Genomic DNA, 24,011 nt, shown 5'->3' on the forward strand with positions numbered 1-24,011 from the left:
GCAAAGCGCCGGTCCCTTCAATCAGGGCCGGCGCAGGGACTCAGGCGGTTTGTTTAACCAATCCCGATCGCACTCCTGCGGACCAATCGCGTGCCGCATCGCCAAACGCCTCAAAAAGCGGTCGCGAGACAGGGTCATTGACCGCGTCCCATTCCGGGTGCCATTGCACCGACAGGGTGAAACCGGGCGCGTCCTGCACATAAATCGCCTCGGGCGTGCCGTCTGGTGCAGCGCCGTCAATCACAATGCGATGTCCAACCGTTTTGATCCCCTGCCCGTGCAGCGTGTTGGTCATCACCTCGGCAGCGCCCATCAACCGATGAAACACGCCCCCCTCGGTCAGGTTGACCACATGGCGCAGGGCAAATTTTTCTTCCAACGTGCCGTCGGGTGGCATCCGGTGGTTCATTCGCCCCGGCAAATTCCGGATTTCTGGATAAAGTGTTCCGCCCATGGCCACGTTAACTTCTTGAAAGCCGCGGCAGATACCGAAAAAGGGCTGCCCCCTTTCGACACAGGCCCGCACCAAAGGTAACGTGATCGCATCGCGAGCCCGGTCGAAATCACCGTGCGCTTCGGTTGCCGGTTCGCCATATTCCTCGGGATGTACATTGGGGCGTCCTCCTGTCAGCAGGAAACCATCACAGACCTCAAGCAGTTCCTCGACACAGACATACCGCGGGTCGGCAGGGATCAGCATCGGCAAGCAACCCGAGACATTGGCCACCGCGTCCGAGTTCATCGTGCCGCCGGCATGAGTCGGATATTGATCGTTCATCAAATATGAATTGCCGATGATACCGACGACAGGTCGAGCCATTATTCTTTCCTAGTTCTTTCCGTACGTTCCGGGAAAGGTATCGACAGGGTCACAGGCGCGCAATAGCACATAGCCTGTGTGTCAGCGCAAGTCTCTGTTCACCCCTGCACAACAAGGGGCCTGATCGGACCACCGCCGAATAGGACCTATTCGCTTTGCGCGCCGCTTGTGCCTCGTAAAGAACGGAGAGCCTTTGCAGGCTCTTCGAGTTCACCAAAGGTCAAACTTCGCCAGTCAGCCCGGCCGCTTCGATCCCGGCCATGGCAGCGTTGGCGTCGTTATCCGACGTGTCGCCGGTCACACCTACTGCGCCAATTACGGCACCTTTTCGGTCACGCAGCAGGACACCACCCGGAACCGGCACGACTTGACCGCCATAAACACCGTTTACGGCGGCCATGAAATAGGCCTGCGCCTCGGCGCGTTGCATCTGGGCTGTGCCCGCCATCCCCAGCATGACCGAGCCGTAGGCCTTGCCCTGCGCAATCGCAAAACGACCAGGGGCAGCACCGTCTTCACGCTCAAACGCGATGACGTGGCCACCAGCATCAAGAACGATGACCGAGAGGGGTTTCAGCCCCAACTCGCGCCCTTTTTCAAGGGCTTTGCGGATAAGGGTACGGGCTTTGCGCAAAGAAATTACCATATTCGATCCAGTCATTTCTGTTGGGTTAAAGGCTGGCTTTCATCTCCAGACGGCGGGCGTGCAAGACAGGTTCAGTATAACCCGAGGGCTGAACACGGCCTTTGAAAACCAGATCACAGGCCGCCTGGAAGGCGATGCCGTCGAAACCGGGAGCCATTGGGCGATACGCCGGATCGTTATCATTCTGCCGATCGACCACTACGGCCATTTTCCGCATCGCGGCCATGACTTGCGCCTCACCCACAGTGCCATGATGCAGCCAGTTGGCCAAGGCCTGAGACGAAATCCGGCAGGTGGCACGGTCTTCCATCAGGCCAACATCATTGATGTCCGGCACTTTCGAACAGCCAACACCTTGATCGACCCAGCGAACCACATAGCCCAGGATGCCTTGCGCGTTGTTTTCGATCTCACGCGCAATCTCATCTTCGCTGAGGTTGCGGCCGCCCAGCAAAGGCACGGTCAGCAGATCATCCAGCGTACCACGTGCGCCACCGGCAGCCAATTCGTCCTGGCGCTCTAGGACGTTGACCTTATGATAATGTGTTGCGTGCAGTGTCGCGGCAGTCGGCGACGGCACCCAGGCGCAAGTTGCACCCGATTTCGGGTGACCGATCTTGGCGTCCAGCATGTCACCCATACGGTCGGGCATCGCCCACATGCCTTTGCCAATCTGTGCCTTGCCCTTCAAGTCACATGCCAGACCGATATCAACATTGCGATCTTCATAAGACGCAATCCACGGCGTGTTCTTGATGTCGCCCTTGGGCAGCATTGGTCCTGCCTCCATCGAAGTGTGGATTTCATCCCCGGTCCGGTCCAGAAAGCCGGTGTTGATGAAGGCCACGCGCGATTTGGCGGCGCGGATACATTCCTTGAGGTTCGCCGAGGTGCGGCGCTCTTCATCCATAATACCGAGCTTAACGGTATTCCGCGGCAGGCCAAGGATGTCTTCAACCATATCGAAAATTTCGACGGCAAAGGCAACCTCTTCAGGTCCGTGCATCTTGGGCTTTACCACGTAGACCGAACCAGTGACCGAGTTGCCGCCATCGCGCTGCAGGTCGTGCATCGCAATCAGAGTGGTGCACAGCGCGTCCATCAGACCTTCGCCGATCTCGCGCCCTTCGGCATCCAGAACGGCGGGGTTGGTCATCAGGTGCCCCACATTGCGGACCAGCATCAGCGACCGGCCCTTAAGAACACCAGCGCCACCGTCCGCCGCGGTAAAGGTCAGGTCATCGGACAGTTTGCGTGTAAAAGTCGTGCCGCCTTTGCTGACCTCTTCGGTCAGATCACCCCTCATCAGGCCCAGCCAGTTGCCATAGGCAACCACCTTGTCCTCGGCATCCACACAGGCGACTGAATCTTCGCAGTCCATGATCGTCGACAGCGCCGATTCAAGATGCACGTCAGCAATACCGGCCGGGTCGGTGGCGCCAATGGTGCTAGAGGCGTCAATCACGACTTTGACATGCAGACCGTTGTTCTTCAGCAGAACAAAGCCCGGGTTTTCAGCGGCACCGCCAAAACCCACAAACTGCGCTGCATCTGCCAGCGCGGGCACCAGAACCCCATTTTCAACGCGCAGTTCTGACATTTCAGCCCATGATCCGCTGGCCAGCGGGGCGGCATCGTCCAGAAACGCTTTGGCCCAAGCAATCACGCGTGCTCCGCGCGCATCATCATAACCACCACCGACGGGAAGATCGCCCATCGCATCGGTGCCATAAAGCGCGTCATACAAGCTGCCCCAGCGTGCATTCGCAGCGTTCAGTGCAAAACGCGCATTGGTAATAGGAACCACCAGCTGAGGACCGGGAATCAACGCGATCTCGGGATCGACATTGTCGGTTTCGATCTGAAAATCCCCGCCTTCAGCCACCAAATAGCCGATCTCGCGCAGGAAATCCTGATAGGCGGCAGCATTATGCGGCTGGCCATTGTTTTCCAGATGCCAGGCATCGACGCGCCCCTGGATATCGGCCCGCTTTGCCAAAAGTGTACGGTTCTTTGGACCCAACTCGTGAACCATCTGTGCAAGCCCGTTCCAGAAGGTGTCAGCCGCAACGCCTGTTCCAGACAGAGCACGCCCTTCTATGAATTCAGTCAGAATCCCGTCGACCTTGAGTCCGCTCCGCATCTGTCTGCTGCTCATGCCACATTCCCTCGTATGTACGCCGTTGTATACAGGCCCCAATTAGGGCGGATATTTCCGATAGGCAACATGTCTTGGTCAGTTTGGGTCTTTGGTCGTCAGGCCACTTCGACATCGACAGATGCTTATCGCCTATTGAGCAAGCTTACTTGCACCGCTTGCAGCCCATCGCAGCAACCCATAACGTCGCGCCTGATACCAACCCATTCGAGGCCACCGATGCGCGACGCAGCCCCCACGACGATCTATCTGAAAGACTACACACCGTTTGGTTATCTGGTGGACAGCGTACATCTGACCTTTGATCTGGCCCCAAATGCGACCCGAGTGACTTCGCGCATCGCCTTCCGGCCCAATCCTGATGCCTTAGACCGTCAGTTTTGCCTGCATGGTGAGCAACTGAAACTGATCCGTGCTACTGTTGACGGGGTTGAGATCACTCCAGACGTCACAGAGACCGGCCTGACGGCGGTTGTTCCCGACGCGGCATTTGTCTGGGAAGCCGAAGTCGAAATCGACCCAGGCAACAACACTGCGCTTGAGGGGCTCTACATGTCGAACGGCATGTATTGCACCCAATGCGAGGCCGAGGGGTTTCGCAAGATCACCTTCTATCCCGACCGGCCCGACGTGATGTCGATCTTCACCGTACGCATTAATGGCGCGTTGCCGGTTCTGCTGTCGAACGGCAACCCGACCGGCAAGGGGGATGGCTGGGCCGAATGGAATGACCCCTGGCCCAAACCCGCCTATCTGTTCGCCCTTGTCGCAGGCGACCTGATTACACATCCCGGTCAGTTCACAACCAAATCGGGCCGCGAGGTTGAACTGAACCTGTGGGTGCGCCCGGGCGATGAGGGAAAATGCGCCTTCGGTATGGAGGCGCTGAAGAAGTCGATGAAATGGGACGAGGACGTCTATGGCCGCGAATACGACCTGGATGTCTTTAACATCGTCGCCGTCGATGATTTCAACATGGGGGCGATGGAAAACAAGGGTCTGAACATTTTCAACTCGTCCGCCGTGCTGGCCAGCCCTGAGACATCCACCGATATGAATTTCGAACGGATCGAGGCGATCATCGCGCATGAGTATTTCCACAACTGGACTGGCAACCGCATCACCTGCCGCGACTGGTTTCAGCTGTGCTTGAAAGAGGGTCTAACGGTGTACCGCGATGCGCAGTTCACCTCGGACATGCGCTCGGCCCCGGTCAAACGTATCCACGATGCCATCGACCTGCGGGCGCGCCAATTCGCCGAGGATAACGGCCCGCTTTCACATCCGGTGAGGCCAGAGAGCTTTCAGGAAATCAACAACTTCTACACCGCGACGGTCTACGAAAAAGGCGCCGAGGTGATCGGCATGCTGAAGCGTCTGGTAGGTGACGAGGCCTATGCGCAGGCGCTGGAGCTGTATTTTGATCGGCATGACGGTCAGGCCTGCACCATCGAGGACTGGATCAAGGTGTTTGAAGACACCACAGATCGCGACCTGACCCAGTTCAAACGCTGGTACAGCCAGTCTGGCACCCCGCGCGTATCGGTGACTGAAGATTGGACTGATGGCATCTACACCTTGACGCTGAAACAGCGCACCGACCCGACCCCCGGACAGTCAGAAAAACTGCCGCAGGTTATCCCCGTTGCGGTCGGGCTGATCGGCGCGAACGGGGATGAAACCATGCCCACAACCATTCTGGAGTTCACGCAGGAAACCCAAAGCTTTGCTTTCGAATACACAGCAGAAGGCTGGCGCTTGCAGGGTTGCGAAGGACCGGAACGCGTGTCCGGTGCCAATCCGCCCAAACCCACGGCCTCAATCTTGCGCGATTTCTCGGCCCCCGTGATTCTGGAACATGACCAGAGCAGCGCTGAGCGGGCCTTTTTGCTGGCTCATGACAGCGACCCGTTCAACCGCTGGCAGGCGGGGCGATCTTTAGCCGAAGACACGCTGATCAAGATGATCTTGACGGATGCGGCACCGGAAACGGATTATCTCAATGGCATCCTCGCCGTATTGCGCGACAGCGATCTTGACCCGTCTTATCGCGCCTTGATGCTGGGGTTGCCGTCCCAATCTGAACTTGCTGCGATGATGCATGAACAGGGTGTCACGCCCGACCCGATGGCCATTTGGACCGCTGTTGAAACGCTGCGGCAGGTAACGGCCCAGCACGTTCAGGATCTGCTGCCCCGCCTGCACAGCGAAACCAGCATCGAAGCCGCCTTTAGCCCGGACGCAGAACAAGCCGGCCAGCGGGCTCTGGGTGGGGCCGCACTGGCGTTGACCTCACGGCTGGACGGGGGTGCAAAAGCGGCCGAGGATTATCAGCGCGCCGATAACATGACCCTTCAGCTTTCGGCTTTGTCCTGCCTGTTGCGTGCGGGCAAAGGGGAACAGGAACTGAACGCGTTTTATGACCGGTGGCAAGATGACCGGCTGGTGATGGACAAATGGTTCGGCCTGCAGGTGGCGATGTCAGCCCCGGCAGAGACAGCAGATATCGTAAGCCACCTGACCGGGCACCCGGATTTCAACTGGAAGAACCCGAACCGTTTCCGGGCTGTTCTGGGGGCATTGGCGACGAATCACGCCGGTTTTCACCGTGCTGATGGAGCTGGTTATTCTCTGCTGGCGGACTGGCTGATCAAACTGGATCCGGTCAATCCGCAGACCGCGGCGCGGATGTGTTCGGCATTCCAGACGTGGAAGCGGTATGACGCAGATCGCCAGGCCCTTATCCGCACCCAGCTGACCCGCATCGCCGAAACGCCAGACCTTTCACGGGACACGACCGAAATGGTGACGCGCATCCTGAACGCATGACCCCCTATTCCTATACACGGCATAACAGGTCACCGCAGGTCATCGCCATTCTGCTGTCGGTCTATGCCGCGCTGGCTGTGTTGGTCATCGCCTTTGATGCCGTCTGGTGGCTGATTGGCCTGCTGGCCCTGTTCACCCTGCCCGCATTATGGGACTTTGCACAAAACACCCGTTCGGGGCTCCGGCTGGATCAGGATGGGCTGCGGTGGTTCTCGGGGCGGCGCGAGGCTGGCGTAAGATTGAGCGAAATCGACCATGTGCGTCTGGATACACGCTGGGATTTCTCGGTGCGCATGTCGCTGGTGCTGACCTCGGAAAAGCGGATTCGCCTGCCCGATGAGTCCACCCCTCCGCATAAGGAGCTCGAGTCCCGCCTGAAAGAGGCTGGTCTAAAGGTTGAACGGCATCATTTCGGCCCATTTTGAAACGATCCCGAGCCTCAGGGCGCATTGACCGGAACAAAGCGACAATAAGACGGTTGTAGCTTGAATTTGAGCCAAATTGAGGCCAGTCTCTAAAGCTAGGTTACGATTTTTTTTGTTTCGAGTGTAAGCATGTTCCGGTTTCTGATGGCCCAAAAGGCCCGCGTTCCACATCCATCCTTGAAAATTGCGTCAGATTTCGACGCCGCCGATGCAGTGCTGGCCGCTGCTCTGCCAGATCAGGGTTCGGTAAATATCCCCGTCGCAAATGTCTCGGCCGATGAACTGATCGGTCAGGACGTCATCGAACTTGGCCGCGATCTGGCCCGTCAGGATCGGTGGGCAGACCTTTCTGCAAAGATGCGTGCCGCCGATGACGCGCGCGAAACTGCGCCCGATGGGATGCCAATCGCGGATTTGCTGGCATTCGGCGCTCGGTCCGATGTGGTGCTGGCGGTCGAACACGCTCTGTCCGATTATCGGGCATTGTCAGACTATGATCTTCTTGGCGGAATTTCTGAGCTTGAGGATGAAATGCGGGCGCATGAGGATGATCCGATGATCGCCCTTGTTGTGGCTATGGCGCATATTGACCTGGCCTGGGCGTGGCGCGGCACTGCGACAAACGCAGTTCTTCCCCCCTTGCACCGGTCTCGCTGCACCGCCCATTTCGACCGCGCGGCCGATATCCTGCCAAAATGCCGCGAAGCCGCGCCCAACAATGCGCTGGTTGCGGCTGTTGGCTGTGCTCTGCTGGCAGGTCAGCGCAAGTCCAATCTGCGCGTGGCTGATCAGTATGAACAGTTGATTACGCTGGACCCGCATAACCAACGCCATATGCGTGCAATGGGCACCCATTTGCTGCCACGCTGGTTCGGCAGCTATGAAGAGCTTGAGGTTCAGGCCCTGCGCAATGCAGCCCGGACTCATGACCTTTGGGGCGCCGGTGGCTACACGTGGGTCCAGTTTGATGCCATCGCCCTGGACGACGAAGCCTGCGCACGACTGGATATCGAATATTTCCTGCAGGGTTTGCACGATATACTGCGCAACCGCCCCGACCAGCAGATGGTCAATATGCTAGCTGCCTATTGTGCGATAACCATCCAGAACGGCCTTGGGGGGAATGAAAAGGCCGACGCGGTGCGCGCTCAGATCCACGACGCGGCCAACTGGCTGATCCGTGATCACCTGACCGAACTGCATCCGCTGATCTGGGCCCATGCGGCACAAGGGTTCAATAACTCGGTCCGCATCAACTCGCCCGAACGGTTTGCAGCCCGCGGGCACCGCGATGCGTTGCGGGCAATCGGCGACCTGTTTCGCGAGGAACTGCGCAGCGGCATGGATGTGACCTTTACTCCGACAGGGTTGCACCTGTCCGGACACTGATTCCCCCTTGCCCCTTTGGCGCGCCGGGCCTAATACGCAGGCTTAGACTTCTGCGGAAATGAGGCGCGCCATGCTCGACCTGACATACGAAATGCCTAAGCCCAAAACCATTGCCGGGGCCAAGCACGATTGGGAACTGGTAATCGGGATGGAGGTGCATGCGCAGGTCTCGTCCAATGCCAAGCTGTTCTCTGGCGCGTCGACCCAATTCGGGGCCGAGCCGAACTCGAACGTGGCCTTTGTGGACGCGGCAATGCCGGGGATGCTGCCGGTGATCAACGAATATTGCGTCGAACAGGCCGTGCGCACTGGATTGGGCCTGAAAGCCGATATCAACCTGAAATCGGCTTTTGACCGCAAGAATTATTTCTACCCCGACCTTCCGCAGGGTTATCAGATTTCCCAGCTTTATCAGCCTATTGTCGGCGAAGGTGAAGTTTTGGTCGAGATGGGCGACGGCACCGCGCGCATGGTGCGGATCGAACGCATCCACATGGAACAGGACGCGGGCAAGTCGATCCACGACATGGACCCGCATATGTCCTTCGTCGACCTGAACCGAACCGGTGTTTGCCTGATGGAGATCGTCAGCCGCCCCGACATTCGCGGCCCGGAAGAGGCCGCCGCCTATATCGCCAAGTTGCGTCAGATCCTACGCTATCTGGGCACCTGTGATGGCAACATGCAGAACGGCAATTTGCGAGCAGACGTGAACGTCTCGATCTGTTTGCCGGGGGCCTATGAAAAGTATCAGGAAACACAGGATTTCTCGCATCTGGGCACCCGTTGTGAGATCAAGAACATGAACTCGATGCGCTTCATCCAGCAAGCCATTGAGGTCGAAGCCCGCCGCCAGATCGCGATCGTCGAAGGTGGTGGCAAGGTCGATCAGGAAACCCGCCTGTATGACCCGGACAAGGGCGAGACGCGTTCGATGCGGTCCAAGGAAGAAGCGCATGACTATCGCTACTTCCCTGACCCTGACCTGCTGCCGCTAGAGATCGAGCAGGCCTGGGTTGACGACATCGCCGCCAACCTGCCCGAGCTGCCTGACGATAAAAAAGCGCGTTTTATCAGCACGTTCGGACTGACGGACTATGACGCATCGGTGCTGACTGCTGATGTTGAATCGGCTGCCTATTTCGAAGAGGTCGCGCAGGGTCGCAATGGCAAACTGGCTGCAAACTGGGTCATTAACGAACTGTTTGGCCGCCTGAAAAAGGAAGATCACGAGATCACCGACTCGCCGGTTTCACCTGCACAACTTGGCGGCATCATCGACCTGATTTCCTCGGACGCGATCTCGGGCAAGATCGCCAAGGACCTGTTCGAAATCGTCTATACCGAAGGCGGAGATCCGGCGCAGATCGTCGAAGACCGCGGCATGAAGCAGGTGACGGACACGGGCGCGATCGAGGCCGCTTTGGACGAGATCATAGCCGCCAATCCGGCACAGGTCGAGAAGGCCAAGGTAAACCCGAAACTGGCCGGCTGGTTCGTTGGTCAGGTGATGAAGGCGACTGGTGGCAAGGCCAATCCCAAGGCCGTCAACGAGCTGATTGCCAAGAAACTGGGATCGTAGATCTTTCGGTTTTACTGATTTCGGCGGCGGGACTTTAGCCTTTGCGCAAAGTCCCGCCGCTTGTCATTTGTGGCACCAGGCCCGCACCAGCAGATGTGCCGGAATTCGCCCGCCGCGCTATGATGACTTTCCCATTGTGATCAACCTGCTAGATTACCCGGAACTTACAGGTAGGAATTCCGATGCCCCGCTACGAATACAAAGTTGTCCCTTCCCCCCAAAAGTCTGCCAAGACCAAGGGTGAAAAGTCAGCCGAGGGACGTTTCGCTGCTTCTATTGAACAGGTGCTAAACCAGATGGGGCAGGATGGCTGGGAATATCAACGCGCCGAGTTGTTGCCCAGCGAGGAACGCTCCGGCCTGACCGGCAGCACCGTGAACTGGCGCAATGTGCTGATATTCCGCCGTGAAATTGATGTGCCTGTTGCCCCGACACCTGGCCCGACCGAAACAAAGGATGGCGTTGCTCTTGCTCAACCTGTTCCTGGTCCCGATACCGTTCAGGCCCCGGCCCCCATTGCGGAACAGGCCAAAGAGCCGCCTTTGTCGCTGAAAGGTGCTGAAACAGAAAAATCGGAAGACGAAACTGCAGAGACTGAAGGTCAAAAAACCTGATTGCCCTAACCGGGTCTGTCAAAAACGGCTGTCAGGAGTAGCGTTTTGAATCTCAGCTCGTGACGTCGCGAATTAGCGTGTCCCATTGGGCAAAAACCTGATCTGGGGACAGATCGGCCTTTAGCGTAGGTGACACCTTGGACATCTGCGCCCTGAGGTCGGGTTCATGGATCAGCTTCAGCACTGCCTGTTCCAAACCACTGACATCGTTGACGGGAACCAGATATCCGTTCCGTCCGTTTTGAATGAACTCTGACGGACCGTAATCGCAATCGAAAGACACGACCGGTATCCCGCTGACCGCCGCCTCAGCGACGACATTGTGAAACCCTTCGAACCGCGAGGTGGCTACCAGAATGTCCGCGCGCTGCGCCCATTCCCCGACCTCGATCGTATTGCCGGGCAGCCGAGCAACCGACTGTAGCCCCAGATCATCGCGCAGTTTCTGCAGATTTTCCCGCTCGCTGCCCTCACCATAGATAATCAACCTGGTATCTGGAGCTTGGGAATGAATGCGCTGCATCGCCTGCAGCAGCATGTCGAACCCTTTTTGCCGAACGAGGCGGCCAACCGCGACCAGTTGCACACCCTGCCTCGTGCCAGAGGTTTCAATTCGCTCAAAGGGGAGGATCGGGTTCGGAATAACCATCCCCTTCTTGCGCAAAGTGAAGGGAAGATCCGCCAATCCGCGATGTGTCAGCCCGACAACCTTTTCTGCCTTTATCCCCGCAATCCCCTGAAGCGGTGCCCAAAGGGGATGTGCGTCCTGTCGCAGCGGATTATTGCGTTCAGAAATGATAACGGGAATCCCGGTTCCAACGCTTGCCAGAAGAGTCTGAACATTCACCTTGGTCAGGAATGAGATTACAACGTCCGGTCGAAATTTCTTTATGACAGAGCGGATATGTGTAATACGTGACGCCTGTCCCGTCGCCTTTTCTGCAACGCTGAGTTCAACATCGAGATGCATCGGGAAATAGGGACCATCGGTCGGCATCTGAAAACCGGTAACGTGAACAGCACAACCGCGCCGGGCAAAATGCCCTGAAACCATGGCGATTACTTTCTCTGCCCCCCCAGGCCCAAATCCAGCCTGCACAAAAAGAACTCTCAAAACCAAATACCTGAAAAACATCCCGTCAATGGAGGGTAGATTAGGGCCCGCGTTCGAGCAACTGTTATGCATGGAATGTTTTCACATTCAGGCTGAATTTCCTGATTTGTTGCAATCAGTGCAAGAAACCGGTCGAAATCACCAAAACACCGAAAAATTACCGGCCGGCTTTCACCTATCCAACCCGCGACCCTGTGCCAATCTCTGAACGATCACGGCAAAACCCGCGAATTGTCTTCGCTGCAGGGGTGCGACCGTTCCGGGCCGCGTTACAAAAGCCTGCCTAAACACCGATATCCAATGCCAAAGCATGGATCCGCGGCACGATATCTCCAAGCGCCTTGTGCACTGCGCGGTGGCGGGCAACGCGAGATTGCCCCTCGAATGCAGCCGCGCGGATTCGGATGTTGAAATGGCTTTCACCACCTTCTTGGAATCCGGCATGCCCGCGGTGGCTTTCGCTGTCGTCAACGATTTCAAGCTCATGTGGATCAAACGCCGATTGCAGGCGGCTTCGCATTTCTTCGGTCACGGTCATTTTTACGCTCAGCGGCAAAAATATTACCGCCCCCCTCTTCTACTTTCGGCTGCTTAGACTAAACTGCTGCCTCCGAGTCGAGAAGATGCGTTCTTAAGGATCATAGCATGACGAAATCAGACCCATTTGGATTCGATATGTCCGTCTCCAGCGCGAAGAAAAAAAACCCGCGTGGACGGCGTGGTATGTCTGGCGCGTCTGAAACTTCGGTGCGAATCTGTGACCATGAGGGCTGTGAAGAGCCTGGTAAATTTCGGGCCCCGAAAGCACCGGATGTTTTGGATGATTTCTTCTGGTTCTGCCAGCAGCATGTGCGCGAGTATAACCAGAAATGGAATTTCTTCGACGGCACGACCGAGGCCGAAATGAATGCTCAACAGTCTAAGGACAAAGTCTGGGAGCGTGAAACCAAACCCATGGGCGATCCCGAGGCACGTGCCTGGGCCCGTTTGGGAATCGAAGACCCGCACCAGGTGCTGGGCGCGAACAGTACCCAGAACAAAGGGCGCACTACAGGCGGAGGCGGCCGCCGCCTGCCCCCGACCGAACGTCGCGCTATCGAGATTCTGGAAGCCAATGACAGCTGGTCCAAGGCCGAAATCCGAAAGACCTATAAAAAGCTGATCAAGGTGTTGCACCCCGATATGAACGGCGGCGACCGCTCGCAGGAAGAGCAGCTGCAAGAGGTTGTCTGGGCCTGGGACCAGATCAAAGACAGCCGGAACTTTAAATAGGCGTTTTAATTGCTGGCCATACCCTGCAGCGCCAGCACTTCGGGGCGTTTCAAGCAACGTAACCGCGTTCGTGGAACCAACGCCTCAGCACACAGTTCAGGGAATAGCGCGCGCAATTCGTCGACGTCTTCGCGGTGAAAGGATTGCAGCGCTCTGTCGCCCAGAAACAGGCTTTCGCTGCGCACGCCATTGGATGTCAAAATCTCGTGCCGTTCGCAGGCAATGTGAAAATATTCTACCGGCGTATGGGGCGATACTTGATAGACCGTATCGCCATTGACCAAATGGATGGCAGCCGAAAAAACCTTTGCTTCGCCAAACAATAACTCGGCCCGCCAGCCTTCCAGCACGATCCGATGCTGAGGCGACACGTACAAATCCTGATCCGGCACCGCTTTGCCCAGGGCATTTCTCCGGATGCAGACAGGTCTGAACTTTGGCCTGCTGTGCAAAGCCATAGTGCTAAGAGCCCTTTTGCCGATCCAGACAATAGGCAGTGCCCCGCCATTCGAGACGAGCACCCTGTCGCCAACAACCAATTTCTCGACCGGGACCGGTCCGTTGTCGGTATCAATCAAAGTCCCGGAAACAAAACAGGGCGGGTCTGTTGGATCAAGATCCGAGGTCGTGATCTTCCAGTTCCCCAATGTCATCGGGCCCGTCGGGTTCGCCGTGTCCCAGGCATAAACCTGGCCGCCCACCCGAATGAACTCGCCAGATTCCCCTGTTCCACGGTAATTGCCTTGGCCAAGATATGTGTAGGTCTGGAACGTTGCCCCACCGTCGAACGAGATCGTAGAGCCAGAGATAATGGCAGGAACGGTCGTGTCCTGAACGATCAAGTCTCCGCGGCCGGTGCTGTTGACAGTATGGAGAAGGGCATCAAAAGCCATTGGTCAGGCCCAGGATGCTGACGACCGAATGCGCCAACAAATGACCATGGAAAGTACAGAACTGAAAGCAGCCTTAACCAAGCTTCTCATAAACTACCTCACTCGGAACCCATCAAAACTCACCAATATGTTCAGTCTAAAACACAGTTACCCCCAAACTAAGTGATATTTCATATTTGAATGCATATTGTTGCCTGCTGGCCAACAATATCGCCTGATGTAAAAGTGCAATTTCACCAAGACCATCTCCTTATGTGTAATCCGATTGGGCACTGTGCCTTTATCTGAAACGAACGGAGGCGGTATGCCGAGTGCGTCAATATGAATGAAACTGCGCCCCAGCCTATTAGCCTCGCCGCTTCCCCTTGCCCTTACCCGCAATATGTTGCACCACACACGGGTTCAGAAGCCCGCGCGGGGGCCGCGGTATCAGGATAAGGACGACAGGCATGGATTGGCCGATTGACGCAAACGCAAAACCAACAGAAGAGATTTCGGTCCGAGATGTGTTCGGCATCGATTCTGACATGCAGGTCAAACGCTTTTACGAACAGACAGAACGGGTTCCCGAGATCGACCCGACATATAAGTTCGACCCAGATACTACGCTGGCAATCCTCGCAGGGTTTACCCATAACCGCCGCGTGATGATTCAGGGTTATCACGGCACCGGTAAATCGACCCATATCGAACAGGTTGCCGCACGCCTGAATTGGCCGTCTGTGCGTGTGAATCTCGACAGCCATATCAGCCGGATCGACCTGATCGGCAAGGACGCGATCAAACTGCGCGACGGCAAGCAGGTCACGGATTTCCACGAAGGAATTCTGCCCTGGGCTCTGCGTAACCCTGTTGCGATCGTCTTTGACGAATACGACGCCGGGCGCGCAGACGTGATGTTTGTGATCCAGCGCGTTCTGGAAACCAATGGCAGCCTGACTCTGCTGGACCAGAACGAGATTCTGACCCCGCACAAATATTTCCGCCTGTTTGCCACCGCCAATACTGTTGGCCTGGGTGACACGACCGGCCTGTATCACGGCACACAACAGATCAACCAAGCCCAGATGGACCGTTGGTCTCTGGTCGCGACGCTGAACTACCTTAGCCATGACGCAGAAACAATGATCGTTCTGTCCAAAGCGCCGCATTACAACACTGCCGAGGGCCGCAAGATCGTCGCTCAGATGGTCACCGTTGCCGATCTGACTCGGACTGCATTCATGAACGGTGATCTTTCGACCGTGATGAGCCCCCGAACGGTAATCAACTGGGCCCAAAACGCCGAGATTTTCCGCAATGTCGGCTATGCTTTCCGCCTATCCTTTCTGAACAAATGCGACGAGCTGGAGCGCCAGACAGTAGCCGAGTTCTATCAGCGGTGTTTTGACGAGGAACTCCCGGAAAGCGCTGCAAGCACCAGCTTAGGATAACAAAATATACGGAATTTCCGGGGGCTTGTGCGTGGCACGGGCTTTCGGAAGCTCTGGCAGGGCCACATCATCAAAAGCTACGAAAGCTAGCCTTTATGCATTATTGGCCAAATGTGCCTGTGCAACTTCTTGAGCCGCATCTGGAGCCAACAATCCATCGTCGTCAAGTTTCCAGATTCCAATGTGATTGTCACAGAATTCGCGAAGATGACCGCGTTTACTGACGTCTTCCGCCAATTTGGTTAAACTATCCGCCGCCTCTGTGAAGTTATGCATGGCATAATCATCAAAGTCCTGGGTTTTCCACGGCCGATCATCGCCGAAATGAAACGTCAGACTGACATTCTTGAGCATCAGCATTCGTTTCGAGTGCGCGGCGAGATTGAATAGCATTGGCTGTATGACCCCAGACATCCCGAGGCAGGAATCTGTGCGGACAAATTGATCGAAAACTTCTTTGGAAAAAACAAAGCAGTCGAAACCCGGATGCTGCATACCTGCCTCGCCCATAGACAGGGGGTCATGGGAAAACCCATGCGCATCGCCAAATGTCCGACGATTGATCGTAATGGCATCGAAACCACCCGCAATAAGCTGACGTACCGCGCCATAAAAATAGGGCTGAAGACAAATATCTGCATTAGTGTAGATTACAAAATCTCCGGGTTTCGCAACTGATGCACCCTTTTCCAGAACATCAAACAAAAGTGGCAAAGGCCGAGGAATTCGAAACGTTCCGACATCCAGAACCGTGCGTTTCAGTTTTGTCGCAACTTGCAGGCCGTAATGGGCCTGAATCAGATCTTCGTCCCCATGCACCGGAACCTGCACCAAAGTTGTTTCACCTTCACCAGCCAACGGATCTGATTAGGCAGTCACCATGCTATCCAACGTAGCGCGCTGGACATCATTCATCGCTCCGTCGACAGAAAAGAAATTGACGATATGCACTAGGTTGATTGGGTCAGGATCTTTGTATTTGGGATCGAAAACGTGAACTATCTCACTCAGCGGCGTTGAGGGTGACTGACAGAAAACATTCTCGGCTAGCCAGCCCGAGGGCTGTAAATCTATGGTCTGCCTTTTGATCCCGAACAATTTTCGAATTTGTCTTCAGAGTCCCATAAAACCGTCCCAAACAAATAACTATATCACGCGTTCGTGTACCGTTCGTTTTGCATTGTACTGATGGAAAAGTCACCCCCAGTTAGAATCACAGGCCACGCAGAAGCCGGGCGTTGCCCCTTTTCTACAAGTCCGGCGTTTTTGCAATTCGGGCGTGCCGCTGATTACCCGGAAAACAAGGCCGACCCTATGGTCAAGACCTATGATTGGCTCTAGGTTGCCCAAGTAGAACAAGACCGGACCTGCCACCGATGAGCAAACCCAAAGACAACCCCGCTGATCCGTTCAAGAAAGCTCTGGCCGAAGCCACCAAAGTGATGGCCGACGATCCGGAACTTACGGTGAGCTATACGGTCGACCCGTCGGGCCTGTCGGGTGAGTCGATGCGGTTGCCTCAGGTCTCGCGGCGCATGACGCGGGAAGAGGTTCTGTTGGCGCGCGGGACCGCGGATGCTTTGGCTTTGCAGCGACGCTATCACGATGATGCTACTCATAATCGCTATGCGCCTCCGGGTGACATGGCCCGCGATCTGTATGAGGCGATGGAGGTTGCCCGGTGCGAAGCGATGGGTGCGCGGGACATGCCAGGCACTGCGTCCAACATCGACGTCAAGATCGGGCACGAAGCGATCCGGCGTGGGTATGATCAGTGCAAACAGCCAGCTGACGCGCCTCTTTCGGTGGCCGCCGGCTATCTGATCCGGCACCTGGCCACTGGTCGCGACCTGCCGCCTGCGGCTGACAATGTCATGAACCTGTGGCGCGGGTTTATCGAAGATCAGGCAGGGGGCGTACTGGAGAACCTTGACGAGGTGCTTTCGGACCAGGCCGAATTCGCCAAGTTTGCACGCCAGATGATCAAGGATCTGGGCTATGGCGATCAGCTGGGCGATGACCCGGATGAGCTGGACGAAGATCAGGAAGATCAGGCCGAAGACGACGCCGAAGAACAGCCCGACCCCGACAGCACTGGTCAGGATGATCAGGACGAACAGGACGCGGATGCGACGCCTGAGCAGTCACAGGAAGAACAGCAGGATCAGTCTCAGGCCCAAGTCTCCATGGATGAGATGGCCGAGGATGAAATGGGAGAAGAGGCCGAGATGCCCGAGGGCGAGGCCCCGCTGGAGCCGCCTGCCCCTCCGCCTGCATCCGATGCTGATCCCGACTATAAGGTCTACCTGAGCACCCATGACGAAGAGATCGCCGCCGAGGATCTGGCGGAGCCCGCTGAGCTGGAACGCCTTCGGGCCTATCTGGATCAACAGCTAGAACCGCTGAAAGGCGCCGTCAGCCGTTTGGCCAACAAATTGCAGCGCCGGTTGCAGGCGCAACAGAACCGCAGCTGGGAGTTCGACCGCGAAGAAGGCATTCTGGACGCAGGCCGTCTGGCGCGTGTTGTTGCAAGCCCAACCACACCGCTGAGCTTTAAGGTCGAGAAGGACACTGAGTTCCGCGATACGGTGGTGACGCTGCTGTTGGATAATTCGGGCTCGATGCGCGGGCGACCTATTTCGATCGCGGCGATCTGCGCGGATGTTCTGGCACGCACGCTGGAACGCTGCAACGTCAAGGTCGAGATTCTGGGCTTTACCACGCGAGCGTGGAAAGGCGGGCTGGCGCGCGAGGCCTGGCTGAACGATGGCCGCCCACAGCAGCCCGGTCGTCTGAACGATCTGCGCCATATCATCTACAAAGGCGCAGATGCCCCGTGGCGACGCGCCCGGCCCAATCTGGGGCTGATGATGAAAGAAGGTCTGCTGAAGGAAAATATCGACGGCGAGGCGCTGGAATGGGCGCATCGCCGGATGACGGCAAGGCGCGAGCAGCGCAAGATTTTGATGGTAATCTCGGACGGGGCGCCGGTCGATGATTCAACGCTAAGCGTGAACCCAGCAAACTATCTGGAAAAGCACCTGCGCGATGTGATCGGGATGGTCGAAAAGCGCAAGATGGTGGAATTGCTTGCCATCGGCATCGGCCATGACGTGACCCGGTATTACGACCGCGCCGTGACCATCACGGATGTCGAGCAACTGGCCGGAGCCATGACCGAGCAACTGGCCGCTCTGTTTGACAGTGATCCGCGCGCACGAGCGCGGGTGATGGGAATGAAGAGAGTAGGCTGAATCGCCTTTTCCATAACATGGCGTCGCGCGCTCCAAACTGATAGAGGTATGACATGTTTCAGTCCTTCGCCGTGACCGCACGGCCGGAACAGGGCCCGCCCCGGCTGGCCGATCTGCGGACCGAATTGGCACGCGACGGGTTGGACGGTTTCTTGGTCCCGCGCGCGGATGTGCATCAAGGCGAGTATGTGGCCCCGCGCGACGAACGGCTTGCCTGGCTGACCGGGTTCACAGGTTCGGCCGGGTTCTGCGTGGTTTTGGCAGATAAGGCCGGCGTCTTCATTGACGGACGTTATCGCACGCAGGTCAAAGCGCAGGTCGCCGCCGATTACACACCTGTTCCATGGCCCGAGGTCAGCCTTGCCGCGTGGCTAAAGGAACAACTCCCGCAGGGTGGTCGGGTTGGCTTTGATCCGTGGCTACATTCGGCGGGTCAGATCGCGAAAACGCAGATCGACCTTGAAGGCCGCGATATTACACTGGTGCGCATCGACAATCTGGTGGACCGGGTTTGGCGGGATCAACCCGATCCACCAATGAACCCGGTAAAGCTGCACCCGATCGAATTCGCGGGCGAAAGCGCAGACAGCAAAATCGCGCGTCTGGCGCAGTCCTTGCAGGACGCGGGCTGTAGCGCAGCGGTGATTACCCTGCCCGACTCGATCATGTGGTTGATGAACATTCGGGGCTCCGATATCGGGTACAACCCGGTGGCGCATGGGTTTGCTATACTGCATGCGGATGGCCGCGTGGATCTGTTCATGGCGCACCAAAAGCTGAACGTGGCGATGGCCGATTCAGTCACAGTTCATGCGCCGGACACGTTTTTGACGGCTGTCGCAGCGCTTGACGGTAAGGTTCAGGTTGATCTTGGTACGCTGCCACAGGCAGTGGTCGATGTGCTAGAGGGGCAGATGGTCGATGGCGGCGACCCTTGTGCTCTGCCCAAAGCCTGCAAGAACCCTGCCGAAATCGCAGGCAGTGCCGAGGCACATCTGCGCGATGCTGTCGCTGTGATCGAAACGCTGTGCTGGCTGGATGCGCAAGCCGCTGGCGATGTTACGGAAACGCAGGTGGTCACTCGGCTTGAGGAGAACCGGCGTAAGGATAATGCCCTGCAGGATATCTCGTTCGATACGATTGCAGGGACAGGACCCAATGGCGCGATCATGCATTACCGGGTGACCGAGGAAACCGACAGCCTGCTGCAAGACGGTCATATCCTGGTGCTGGACAGCGGCGGACAATATTTGGATGGCACGACTGATATTACCCGGACCATTGCTATCGGCAATGTGGGTGAAGAAGAAAAAGCCTGCTTTACTCGCGTGCTGAAAGGCATGATCGCCATGTCTATGCTGCGCTGGCCTGCCGGGTTGGCTGGACGTGATATCGAATCCGTGGCGCGTGTGCCCCTATGGGCAGCGGGTCAGGACTTTAATCACGGTGTCGGGCACGGCGTCGGTGCCTATCTGAGTGTGCATGAGGGTCCTCAGCGTCTGTCCAAAGCCAGCCATGAGCCCTTGCTGCCGGGCATGATCTTGTCGAATGAGCCGGGTTATTACCGCGAAGGTGCCTTTGGAATCCGGATTGAAAACCTTTTGGTGGTGCAATCTGCCCCTACCCTGCCCAGTGGTGACGCGGAACGTCCCATGTTGGAATGGCGCACATTGACCTATGTCCCTATCGACCGACGCTTGGTTCTGACCGATATGCTGACGGCAGTCGAACGCGACTGGCTGAACGCATATCACCGCGAAGTTGCCGAAAAAGTTCGACCAAGGCTGGGAGATGACGCCCAACTGTGGTTGGATGCCGCAACCGCACCGATCTGACACCGCATCGTTACATATACCGGGCAGTGGACAAGCGGGAAACCGGACCAGAGGAAAGAGCAAAGATGACCGAGATCACCATTCGCAAGACACCAGGCAAATGGAGCGTCCGTTCAGGAGGCGCCATTCTGGGTGAAACCACAAATGCTCTGGAATTGCTCGAGGGCGATCTTGATCCGGTCATCTATTTCCCTCGTACCGATATCGCGATGGCATTTCTGGATGTTACCGACAAGGTCACGCAGTGCAAACACAAGGGCCAAGCCACGCATTTTTCGATCGTCAACAAATCCTCGGTCACTGAAAACGCTGCTTGGAGCTATGAAGACCCGATCCATTCTGCCCTAGACATCAAAGGCCATGTCGCCTTCTACCCGCTTGATTCCGTGAAGGTCGAACAAATCTGACGTATGTCCCAGATGCGCAATACCTCTACTCAATCTAGTTGTTGCACAATATGAAAGGCCAGATCGCTTTGGCCTTCACGTCAAAATCTGGCTCGAAGTAAGAGAACGATCCTTTACGCTGGATACCACGAAAGTATCAAACGAGCCCGACCTGCACCTTGGGATTTCTCGCTGCGCCTACACTAAAAACTGCTTTTTTCCGGTATTCATGGCGCAGTTTCTTGGCAAAACCCACGCCCAAAATGGTCTGTTTTTCTGGCACCAAATAGATTTACTTTTTGTCGATCTAATGCCGCAATTAATGTGAGTTTAGAGAGTTAAACTGAAGCCTGCTCAAGATCTAAAACTCATCAAATTCCGGAACATTTCCAAGCCTAATGATGAAACTCGGCGCCCCGACCTCGCCACTGTTCGGGTCCTCACTGACCATGTAGGCATCAGCGCCAGCGCAATCGTCGGATAGCGCTTCCCTTTCTGCTCTGTTTTGTGCCTCTGCTGCCGTGGAATATTCAAATTGCTTGCCAATTTTCAAGCTTCCTTGCCCTCCGCGACCGGGCTTATTTTCCACATATGTCTGGCAGATATAGTGAATTTTTTCTGAGCTCTCATCTGAGATTGTCATGGCAGTATCCGTAAAATGAGTATGGGTGCGATTGATGCATGGGAAAAAAAATGCTCGCTAGCCGCTTTGTTCGTGATTCGATCATTCCAGTCGCGCAAAAAGAAGGGGCGACTATCCTGTCACCGCTTTTTGACGGGCTTCGGCGGACAGGCTTCAGATAATGTATTCGCATCCCTTTCGAGCCGAGTTTTGCGGAGCCGGGCATTCTTGATCTGTCTTTGCTCTGCTTCTTCGTTGACCATTTCTCTAACGATCCGCGTTGTTTTGTCCATCGGTGTTTCCGCCTTGGGAACGTGTGCATTGAAGACAGTTTTTTTTGTCAGCTTTGCCAATGGTTATTCTCCTAACCGTTTTCAACGGTGCATATATCAGTTGAGTGTTCAAATCGATGCCAGGTGATTGCCTGATCCTTGAGAGACATGCGCGTGTCGTGAATGACTGCCACGGAGCAGCTTTGTCTTAACGTCAGGAGCGGACATAGCATTCATCAATGCACTATAGTTCATTTGGAACTTCATTTCCGATCCTACGCTTTGCGTCGAATGGTAAGTGCCAACGACAAGATGATCGCTTGTTGCACCGATAAACCTGTATCCAGGGGGCATCGAAAGCCCCAAAATGTCCGTATCTTGCTGACCAACGGCCAGAATTATTTGTGTGCTCTGTCCGCTTTTCGGGACGAGGTGAAGTCTTTTGAATACCGGATCGCAGATGCTCTGAGGGTGAGATGCAGGTTTGGACCCTGTTTCAATTACCTCAGCGACAAGCGTGAATGCATCCGTATACATCCCGCCTATCTGATCTCCGGAAACCGGATCAACGCCCAGAAGTATTGCTTCCCCCAGCCTTAGATCATTGATGCGACAAACTGGGTGTCCGCCGAGGGCCCAAGGAAGGTTGGCCGAGTTTCCGCCAGATACCGTGTGAAGGAAGGGACCACACTGCCCCTCTGTTTCATTCGCCAGGTCAGATAGGGCCTCCATATCTGCAGCATTCGGGGCAATCCCCCCCAGACATGCAAAGTTCGCTCCGATGCCTTTCAGCGTAACACCGGGCATGTCCACCACTTGCTGTGCAACTGAGCCGAGGTCTTTTGGCACGATCCCTTCGCGCAGATCGCCCATCTCAACCATCAGGATAATGCCGTGAATGCAGTCTTTCCGGATCGCGGCGGCGGCCAGAGCGGTAATCACGAGGATTTCTGTATTGTAGCTCGCCTCACAGTATTGGATGACCTGATCGACCTGACTCAGCATTGGTGTACGGATCAATGTGATCGGGCATGTCATGCCCGCGTTGCGTAACCTTCGCACGTTACTAAGCCGCGCTTCCGCAAGACCCACAGCGCCGCCGTCGAGCATTGCCTGAGCGATGGCTGGATGCCCGCACACTGCCTTGGTCACACCGGTGACACCGATGCCGCGTGTCTTGAGGCGCTCGACAACAGTCTTCGCATTGTGACGTATCTTGCTCAGATGCACCTCAATGCGAGGGGTACTCATATCGCGGCCACGGGTGTCGAGTGATGTAACCCAGGATAAGCGGCAACAACCATTGCAAGCAAATGCGAAGCCGGCCGGCTGAGTACATCCGTTACCGGCAGCCCGAGTATTTGTGACTGTGCGGCGATCGTGTCGGTTACCTCGGCCTCGGACATCCCCTCATGATTGAGCGTGACACCAATGACCTTTGTGTCAGCAAATGCTTCGATAAGGGCAATCTCACTTGCAGGCTTGGGCATCGGCATATTGGGAAAGTCACAGCGATGCGCGCGCTTTGGAGCGTGCTGGAGGATTACGGCGTCCGGCTGGCTGCCCCGCAGGATAAAGGCGGATGTGCAGAATGCCGGATGGCTCAACGCCCCTTGACCTTCGATCAATATGACATCGGGTCGTTCAACCTCGGATGCGTCAACAATCGCGCCTTCAAGTTCGCCGCAACAGAACTGCGGCGGCACGGCATCCATTGCCACCCCATATTTCGCACCCTGCATCAAACCTGTCTGGCCCGTACCAACAAGGACAGTCTTGATGCCTCTTGCGTTCAAGGCACGGGCTAAAACAGTCGCTGTTGTCCGCTTTCCAATGGCGCAGTCGGTTCCAAGAACCGCTATGCGCAGTGCTTTCACACCTGCAATACTTCCATCGAACAGGCGCATATCCTTGCTGGGTTTAGGTTTGCGAATATCTCGGATGGTGACTTTGCGTTCGGCCGCAAAAGAGGCGATTTCTGGATCATCGCCCAGATACTCATGCAATCCACTGACGATGTTCATACCAAGTGATATCGCGTCGAGAACAACGTCACGATCTGTCGATGAGAGCCTGCCTGTAGATGGTGCCATCCCGTAAATGAGGGTATCTGGGATTACGGCTTCATGGACAACAGCAGCGTCCAGACTTCTGAAGACCGGAATGTGGTTTACAGTATCGTCAAGAACCAACCCGCTGTCTTTGCCGTCGTGATCGCTATCTATGACAGACAGGATCCTGTAGGCCTCTGAATGGCGAACGAGGCCATTTGCAGTTTTGCCATCCGCCTTGGCAAAGTTACCTTGGCAATAGACAATCGCAGTTGGCGGCAAGATGATCTGAGTGGCAGAAGTTGATCTTATGGGTTCGTCGCTGGTCAATGGCGGCGCCTGCGCCCCGCTAACAGGACGACGGATCGTGTTTGCCACGTTAAAGTCGGTTTTCATGATGTTTCCTTTGTGTGGTC

The 24,011-nt window shown here is 56.2% G+C and carries 21 protein-coding genes; 10 read left to right on the forward strand and 11 right to left on the reverse strand.

From position 1 onward, the window contains the following. Positions 1-40 precede the first annotated feature (40 nt). The 3 genes from AC2FIP_RS06005 to AC2FIP_RS06015 all read right to left on the reverse strand — a co-directional run bounded on the left by AC2FIP_RS06005 (position 41) and on the right by AC2FIP_RS06015 (position 3,624). Positions 41-820: a gamma-glutamyl-gamma-aminobutyrate hydrolase family protein gene (locus tag AC2FIP_RS06005; RefSeq protein ID WP_496690873.1), complete on the reverse strand. Its 780-nt coding sequence runs from the start codon at positions 818-820 to the stop codon at positions 41-43. A 220-nt stretch (positions 821-1,040) separates the two neighbouring features. Next, positions 1,041-1,466, reverse strand: coding sequence for a GlcG/HbpS family heme-binding protein (locus AC2FIP_RS06010; RefSeq protein WP_496785538.1), 426 nt, complete (start codon positions 1,464-1,466; stop codon positions 1,041-1,043). A gap of 25 nt (positions 1,467-1,491) precedes the next feature. After that, positions 1,492-3,624 carry a malate synthase G gene (locus AC2FIP_RS06015; RefSeq protein WP_496785539.1) on the reverse strand — a complete coding sequence of 711 codons (2,133 nt, stop codon included), beginning with the start codon at positions 3,622-3,624 and terminating at the stop codon, positions 1,492-1,494. 219 nt (positions 3,625-3,843) lie between these two features. Between AC2FIP_RS06015 and pepN the strand changes: the two genes are divergently transcribed. The 5 genes from pepN to AC2FIP_RS06040 all read left to right on the forward strand — a co-directional run bounded on the left by pepN (position 3,844) and on the right by AC2FIP_RS06040 (position 10,463). Further along, complete coding sequence (pepN, locus tag AC2FIP_RS06020; protein ID WP_496785540.1) at positions 3,844-6,453, forward strand: aminopeptidase N; 2,610 nt, start codon at positions 3,844-3,846, stop codon at positions 6,451-6,453. Beyond that, complete coding sequence (locus AC2FIP_RS06025) at positions 6,450-6,878, forward strand: hypothetical protein (protein WP_271950240.1); 429 nt, start codon at positions 6,450-6,452, stop codon at positions 6,876-6,878. Before pepN ends, AC2FIP_RS06025 begins: the two co-directional genes overlap by 4 nt. Before the next feature lie 129 nt (positions 6,879-7,007). Beyond that, a complete protein-coding gene (locus AC2FIP_RS06030; protein WP_142634967.1) occupies positions 7,008-8,267 on the forward strand; it encodes a hypothetical protein in 1,260 nt (419 codons plus the stop codon). 70 nt (positions 8,268-8,337) lie between these two features. Next, positions 8,338-9,849, forward strand: a complete 1,512-nt coding sequence (gatB, locus tag AC2FIP_RS06035; RefSeq protein WP_271950243.1) for an Asp-tRNA(Asn)/Glu-tRNA(Gln) amidotransferase subunit GatB — start codon at positions 8,338-8,340, stop codon at positions 9,847-9,849. A 182-nt stretch (positions 9,850-10,031) separates the two neighbouring features. Beyond that, the gene (locus AC2FIP_RS06040; protein ID WP_281972785.1) at positions 10,032-10,463 is read left to right on the forward strand and encodes a DUF4177 domain-containing protein; all 432 of its coding nucleotides are present in this window, start codon (positions 10,032-10,034) and stop codon (positions 10,461-10,463) included. 52 nt (positions 10,464-10,515) lie between these two features. On the opposite strand, the gene AC2FIP_RS06045 is transcribed toward AC2FIP_RS06040, so the two are convergent. Continuing rightward, entirely contained in the window at positions 10,516-11,649 is a 1,134-nt protein-coding gene (locus AC2FIP_RS06045; RefSeq protein ID WP_496785542.1) for a glycosyltransferase family 4 protein, read from the reverse strand. Between the two features lie 211 nt (positions 11,650-11,860). Next, positions 11,861-12,115: a BolA family protein gene (locus tag AC2FIP_RS06050; RefSeq protein WP_142634975.1), complete on the reverse strand. Its 255-nt coding sequence runs from the start codon at positions 12,113-12,115 to the stop codon at positions 11,861-11,863. Positions 12,116-12,222: 107 nt separating this feature from the next. On the opposite strand from AC2FIP_RS06050, the gene AC2FIP_RS06055 reads away from it, so the two are divergent. Then, positions 12,223-12,849, forward strand: coding sequence for a J domain-containing protein (locus AC2FIP_RS06055; protein WP_496689725.1), 627 nt, complete (start codon positions 12,223-12,225; stop codon positions 12,847-12,849). Between the two features lie 5 nt (positions 12,850-12,854). Here AC2FIP_RS06055 and AC2FIP_RS06060 read toward each other — a convergent pair whose 3' ends face one another. Beyond that, positions 12,855-13,742 (reverse strand): Hint domain-containing protein, encoded by an 888-nt coding sequence (locus AC2FIP_RS06060; protein ID WP_496785545.1) that lies wholly within the window; start codon positions 13,740-13,742, stop codon positions 12,855-12,857. Between the two features lie 449 nt (positions 13,743-14,191). Here AC2FIP_RS06060 and cobS point away from each other — a divergent pair, with 449 nt between their 5' ends. Further along, entirely contained in the window at positions 14,192-15,175 is a 984-nt protein-coding gene (gene cobS, locus AC2FIP_RS06065; RefSeq protein ID WP_496785547.1) for a cobaltochelatase subunit CobS, read from the forward strand. Positions 15,176-15,268: 93 nt separating this feature from the next. Here cobS and AC2FIP_RS06070 read toward each other — a convergent pair whose 3' ends face one another. Then, complete coding sequence (locus AC2FIP_RS06070; protein ID WP_496785549.1) at positions 15,269-15,880, reverse strand: hypothetical protein; 612 nt, start codon at positions 15,878-15,880, stop codon at positions 15,269-15,271. A 671-nt stretch (positions 15,881-16,551) separates the two neighbouring features. Here AC2FIP_RS06070 and cobT point away from each other — a divergent pair. From cobT to AC2FIP_RS06085, 3 genes are all read left to right on the forward strand, one after another. Further along, on the forward strand, positions 16,552-18,429 hold the full coding sequence (gene cobT / locus AC2FIP_RS06075) for a cobaltochelatase subunit CobT (protein WP_142634986.1): 1,878 nt from the start codon (positions 16,552-16,554) through the stop codon (positions 18,427-18,429). 53 nt (positions 18,430-18,482) lie between these two features. Next, positions 18,483-20,264 carry an aminopeptidase P family protein gene (locus tag AC2FIP_RS06080; protein ID WP_496785550.1) on the forward strand — a complete coding sequence of 594 codons (1,782 nt, stop codon included), beginning with the start codon at positions 18,483-18,485 and terminating at the stop codon, positions 20,262-20,264. Between the two features lie 65 nt (positions 20,265-20,329). Continuing rightward, positions 20,330-20,671 (forward strand): DUF427 domain-containing protein, encoded by a 342-nt coding sequence (locus tag AC2FIP_RS06085; protein WP_142634990.1) that lies wholly within the window; start codon positions 20,330-20,332, stop codon positions 20,669-20,671. Between the two features lie 340 nt (positions 20,672-21,011). Here the strand turns inward: AC2FIP_RS06085 and AC2FIP_RS06090 are convergent, their stop codons facing one another. From AC2FIP_RS06090 to AC2FIP_RS06105, 4 genes are all read right to left on the reverse strand, one after another. Further along, positions 21,012-21,293, reverse strand: a complete 282-nt coding sequence (locus AC2FIP_RS06090; protein ID WP_282021446.1) for a hypothetical protein — start codon at positions 21,291-21,293, stop codon at positions 21,012-21,014. Between the two features lie 119 nt (positions 21,294-21,412). Then, positions 21,413-21,625 (reverse strand): hypothetical protein, encoded by a 213-nt coding sequence (locus tag AC2FIP_RS06095; RefSeq protein ID WP_281972780.1) that lies wholly within the window; start codon positions 21,623-21,625, stop codon positions 21,413-21,415. A 48-nt stretch (positions 21,626-21,673) separates the two neighbouring features. Then, positions 21,674-22,795, reverse strand: coding sequence for an alanine/ornithine racemase family PLP-dependent enzyme (locus tag AC2FIP_RS06100; protein ID WP_496785552.1), 1,122 nt, complete (start codon positions 22,793-22,795; stop codon positions 21,674-21,676). Then, positions 22,792-23,991 carry an N-acetyltransferase DgcN family protein gene (locus tag AC2FIP_RS06105; RefSeq protein ID WP_496690883.1) on the reverse strand — a complete coding sequence of 400 codons (1,200 nt, stop codon included), beginning with the start codon at positions 23,989-23,991 and terminating at the stop codon, positions 22,792-22,794. Before AC2FIP_RS06105 ends, AC2FIP_RS06100 begins: the two co-directional genes overlap by 4 nt. Positions 23,992-24,011 lie beyond the last annotated feature (20 nt).

The sequence above is a fragment of the Ruegeria sp. CDSB114 genome, assembly GCF_059611025.1.

Bases quoted from the DNA above. Each gene is read 5' to 3' on its own strand.
- cobS (WP_496785547.1), top strand. From the start codon at position 14,192: ATGGATTGGCCGATTGACGCAAACGCAAAACCAACAGAAGAGATTTCG.
- AC2FIP_RS06100 (WP_496785552.1), bottom strand. From the start codon at position 22,795: ATGAGTACCCCTCGCATTGAGGTGCATCTGAGCAAGATACGTCACAAT.
- AC2FIP_RS06045 (WP_496785542.1), bottom strand. From the start codon at position 11,649: ATGCATAACAGTTGCTCGAACGCGGGCCCTAATCTACCCTCCATTGAC.
- AC2FIP_RS06025 (WP_271950240.1), top strand. From the start codon at position 6,450: ATGACCCCCTATTCCTATACACGGCATAACAGGTCACCGCAGGTCATC.
- AC2FIP_RS06010 (WP_496785538.1), bottom strand. From the start codon at position 1,466: ATGGTAATTTCTTTGCGCAAAGCCCGTACCCTTATCCGCAAAGCCCTT.
- AC2FIP_RS06060 (WP_496785545.1), bottom strand. From the start codon at position 13,742: ATGGCTTTTGATGCCCTTCTCCATACTGTCAACAGCACCGGCCGCGGA.
- AC2FIP_RS06050 (WP_142634975.1), bottom strand. From the start codon at position 12,115: ATGACCGTGACCGAAGAAATGCGAAGCCGCCTGCAATCGGCGTTTGAT.
- AC2FIP_RS06085 (WP_142634990.1), top strand. From the start codon at position 20,330: ATGACCGAGATCACCATTCGCAAGACACCAGGCAAATGGAGCGTCCGT.
- AC2FIP_RS06105 (WP_496690883.1), bottom strand. From the start codon at position 23,991: ATGAAAACCGACTTTAACGTGGCAAACACGATCCGTCGTCCTGTTAGC.
- AC2FIP_RS06090 (WP_282021446.1), bottom strand. From the start codon at position 21,293: ATGACAATCTCAGATGAGAGCTCAGAAAAAATTCACTATATCTGCCAG.
- AC2FIP_RS06040 (WP_281972785.1), top strand. From the start codon at position 10,032: ATGCCCCGCTACGAATACAAAGTTGTCCCTTCCCCCCAAAAGTCTGCC.
- cobT (WP_142634986.1), top strand. From the start codon at position 16,552: ATGAGCAAACCCAAAGACAACCCCGCTGATCCGTTCAAGAAAGCTCTG.
- gatB (WP_271950243.1), top strand. From the start codon at position 8,338: ATGCTCGACCTGACATACGAAATGCCTAAGCCCAAAACCATTGCCGGG.
- pepN (WP_496785540.1), top strand. From the start codon at position 3,844: ATGCGCGACGCAGCCCCCACGACGATCTATCTGAAAGACTACACACCG.
- AC2FIP_RS06015 (WP_496785539.1), bottom strand. From the start codon at position 3,624: ATGAGCAGCAGACAGATGCGGAGCGGACTCAAGGTCGACGGGATTCTG.
- AC2FIP_RS06080 (WP_496785550.1), top strand. From the start codon at position 18,483: ATGTTTCAGTCCTTCGCCGTGACCGCACGGCCGGAACAGGGCCCGCCC.
- AC2FIP_RS06005 (WP_496690873.1), bottom strand. From the start codon at position 820: ATGGCTCGACCTGTCGTCGGTATCATCGGCAATTCATATTTGATGAAC.
- AC2FIP_RS06030 (WP_142634967.1), top strand. From the start codon at position 7,008: ATGTTCCGGTTTCTGATGGCCCAAAAGGCCCGCGTTCCACATCCATCC.
- AC2FIP_RS06055 (WP_496689725.1), top strand. From the start codon at position 12,223: ATGACGAAATCAGACCCATTTGGATTCGATATGTCCGTCTCCAGCGCG.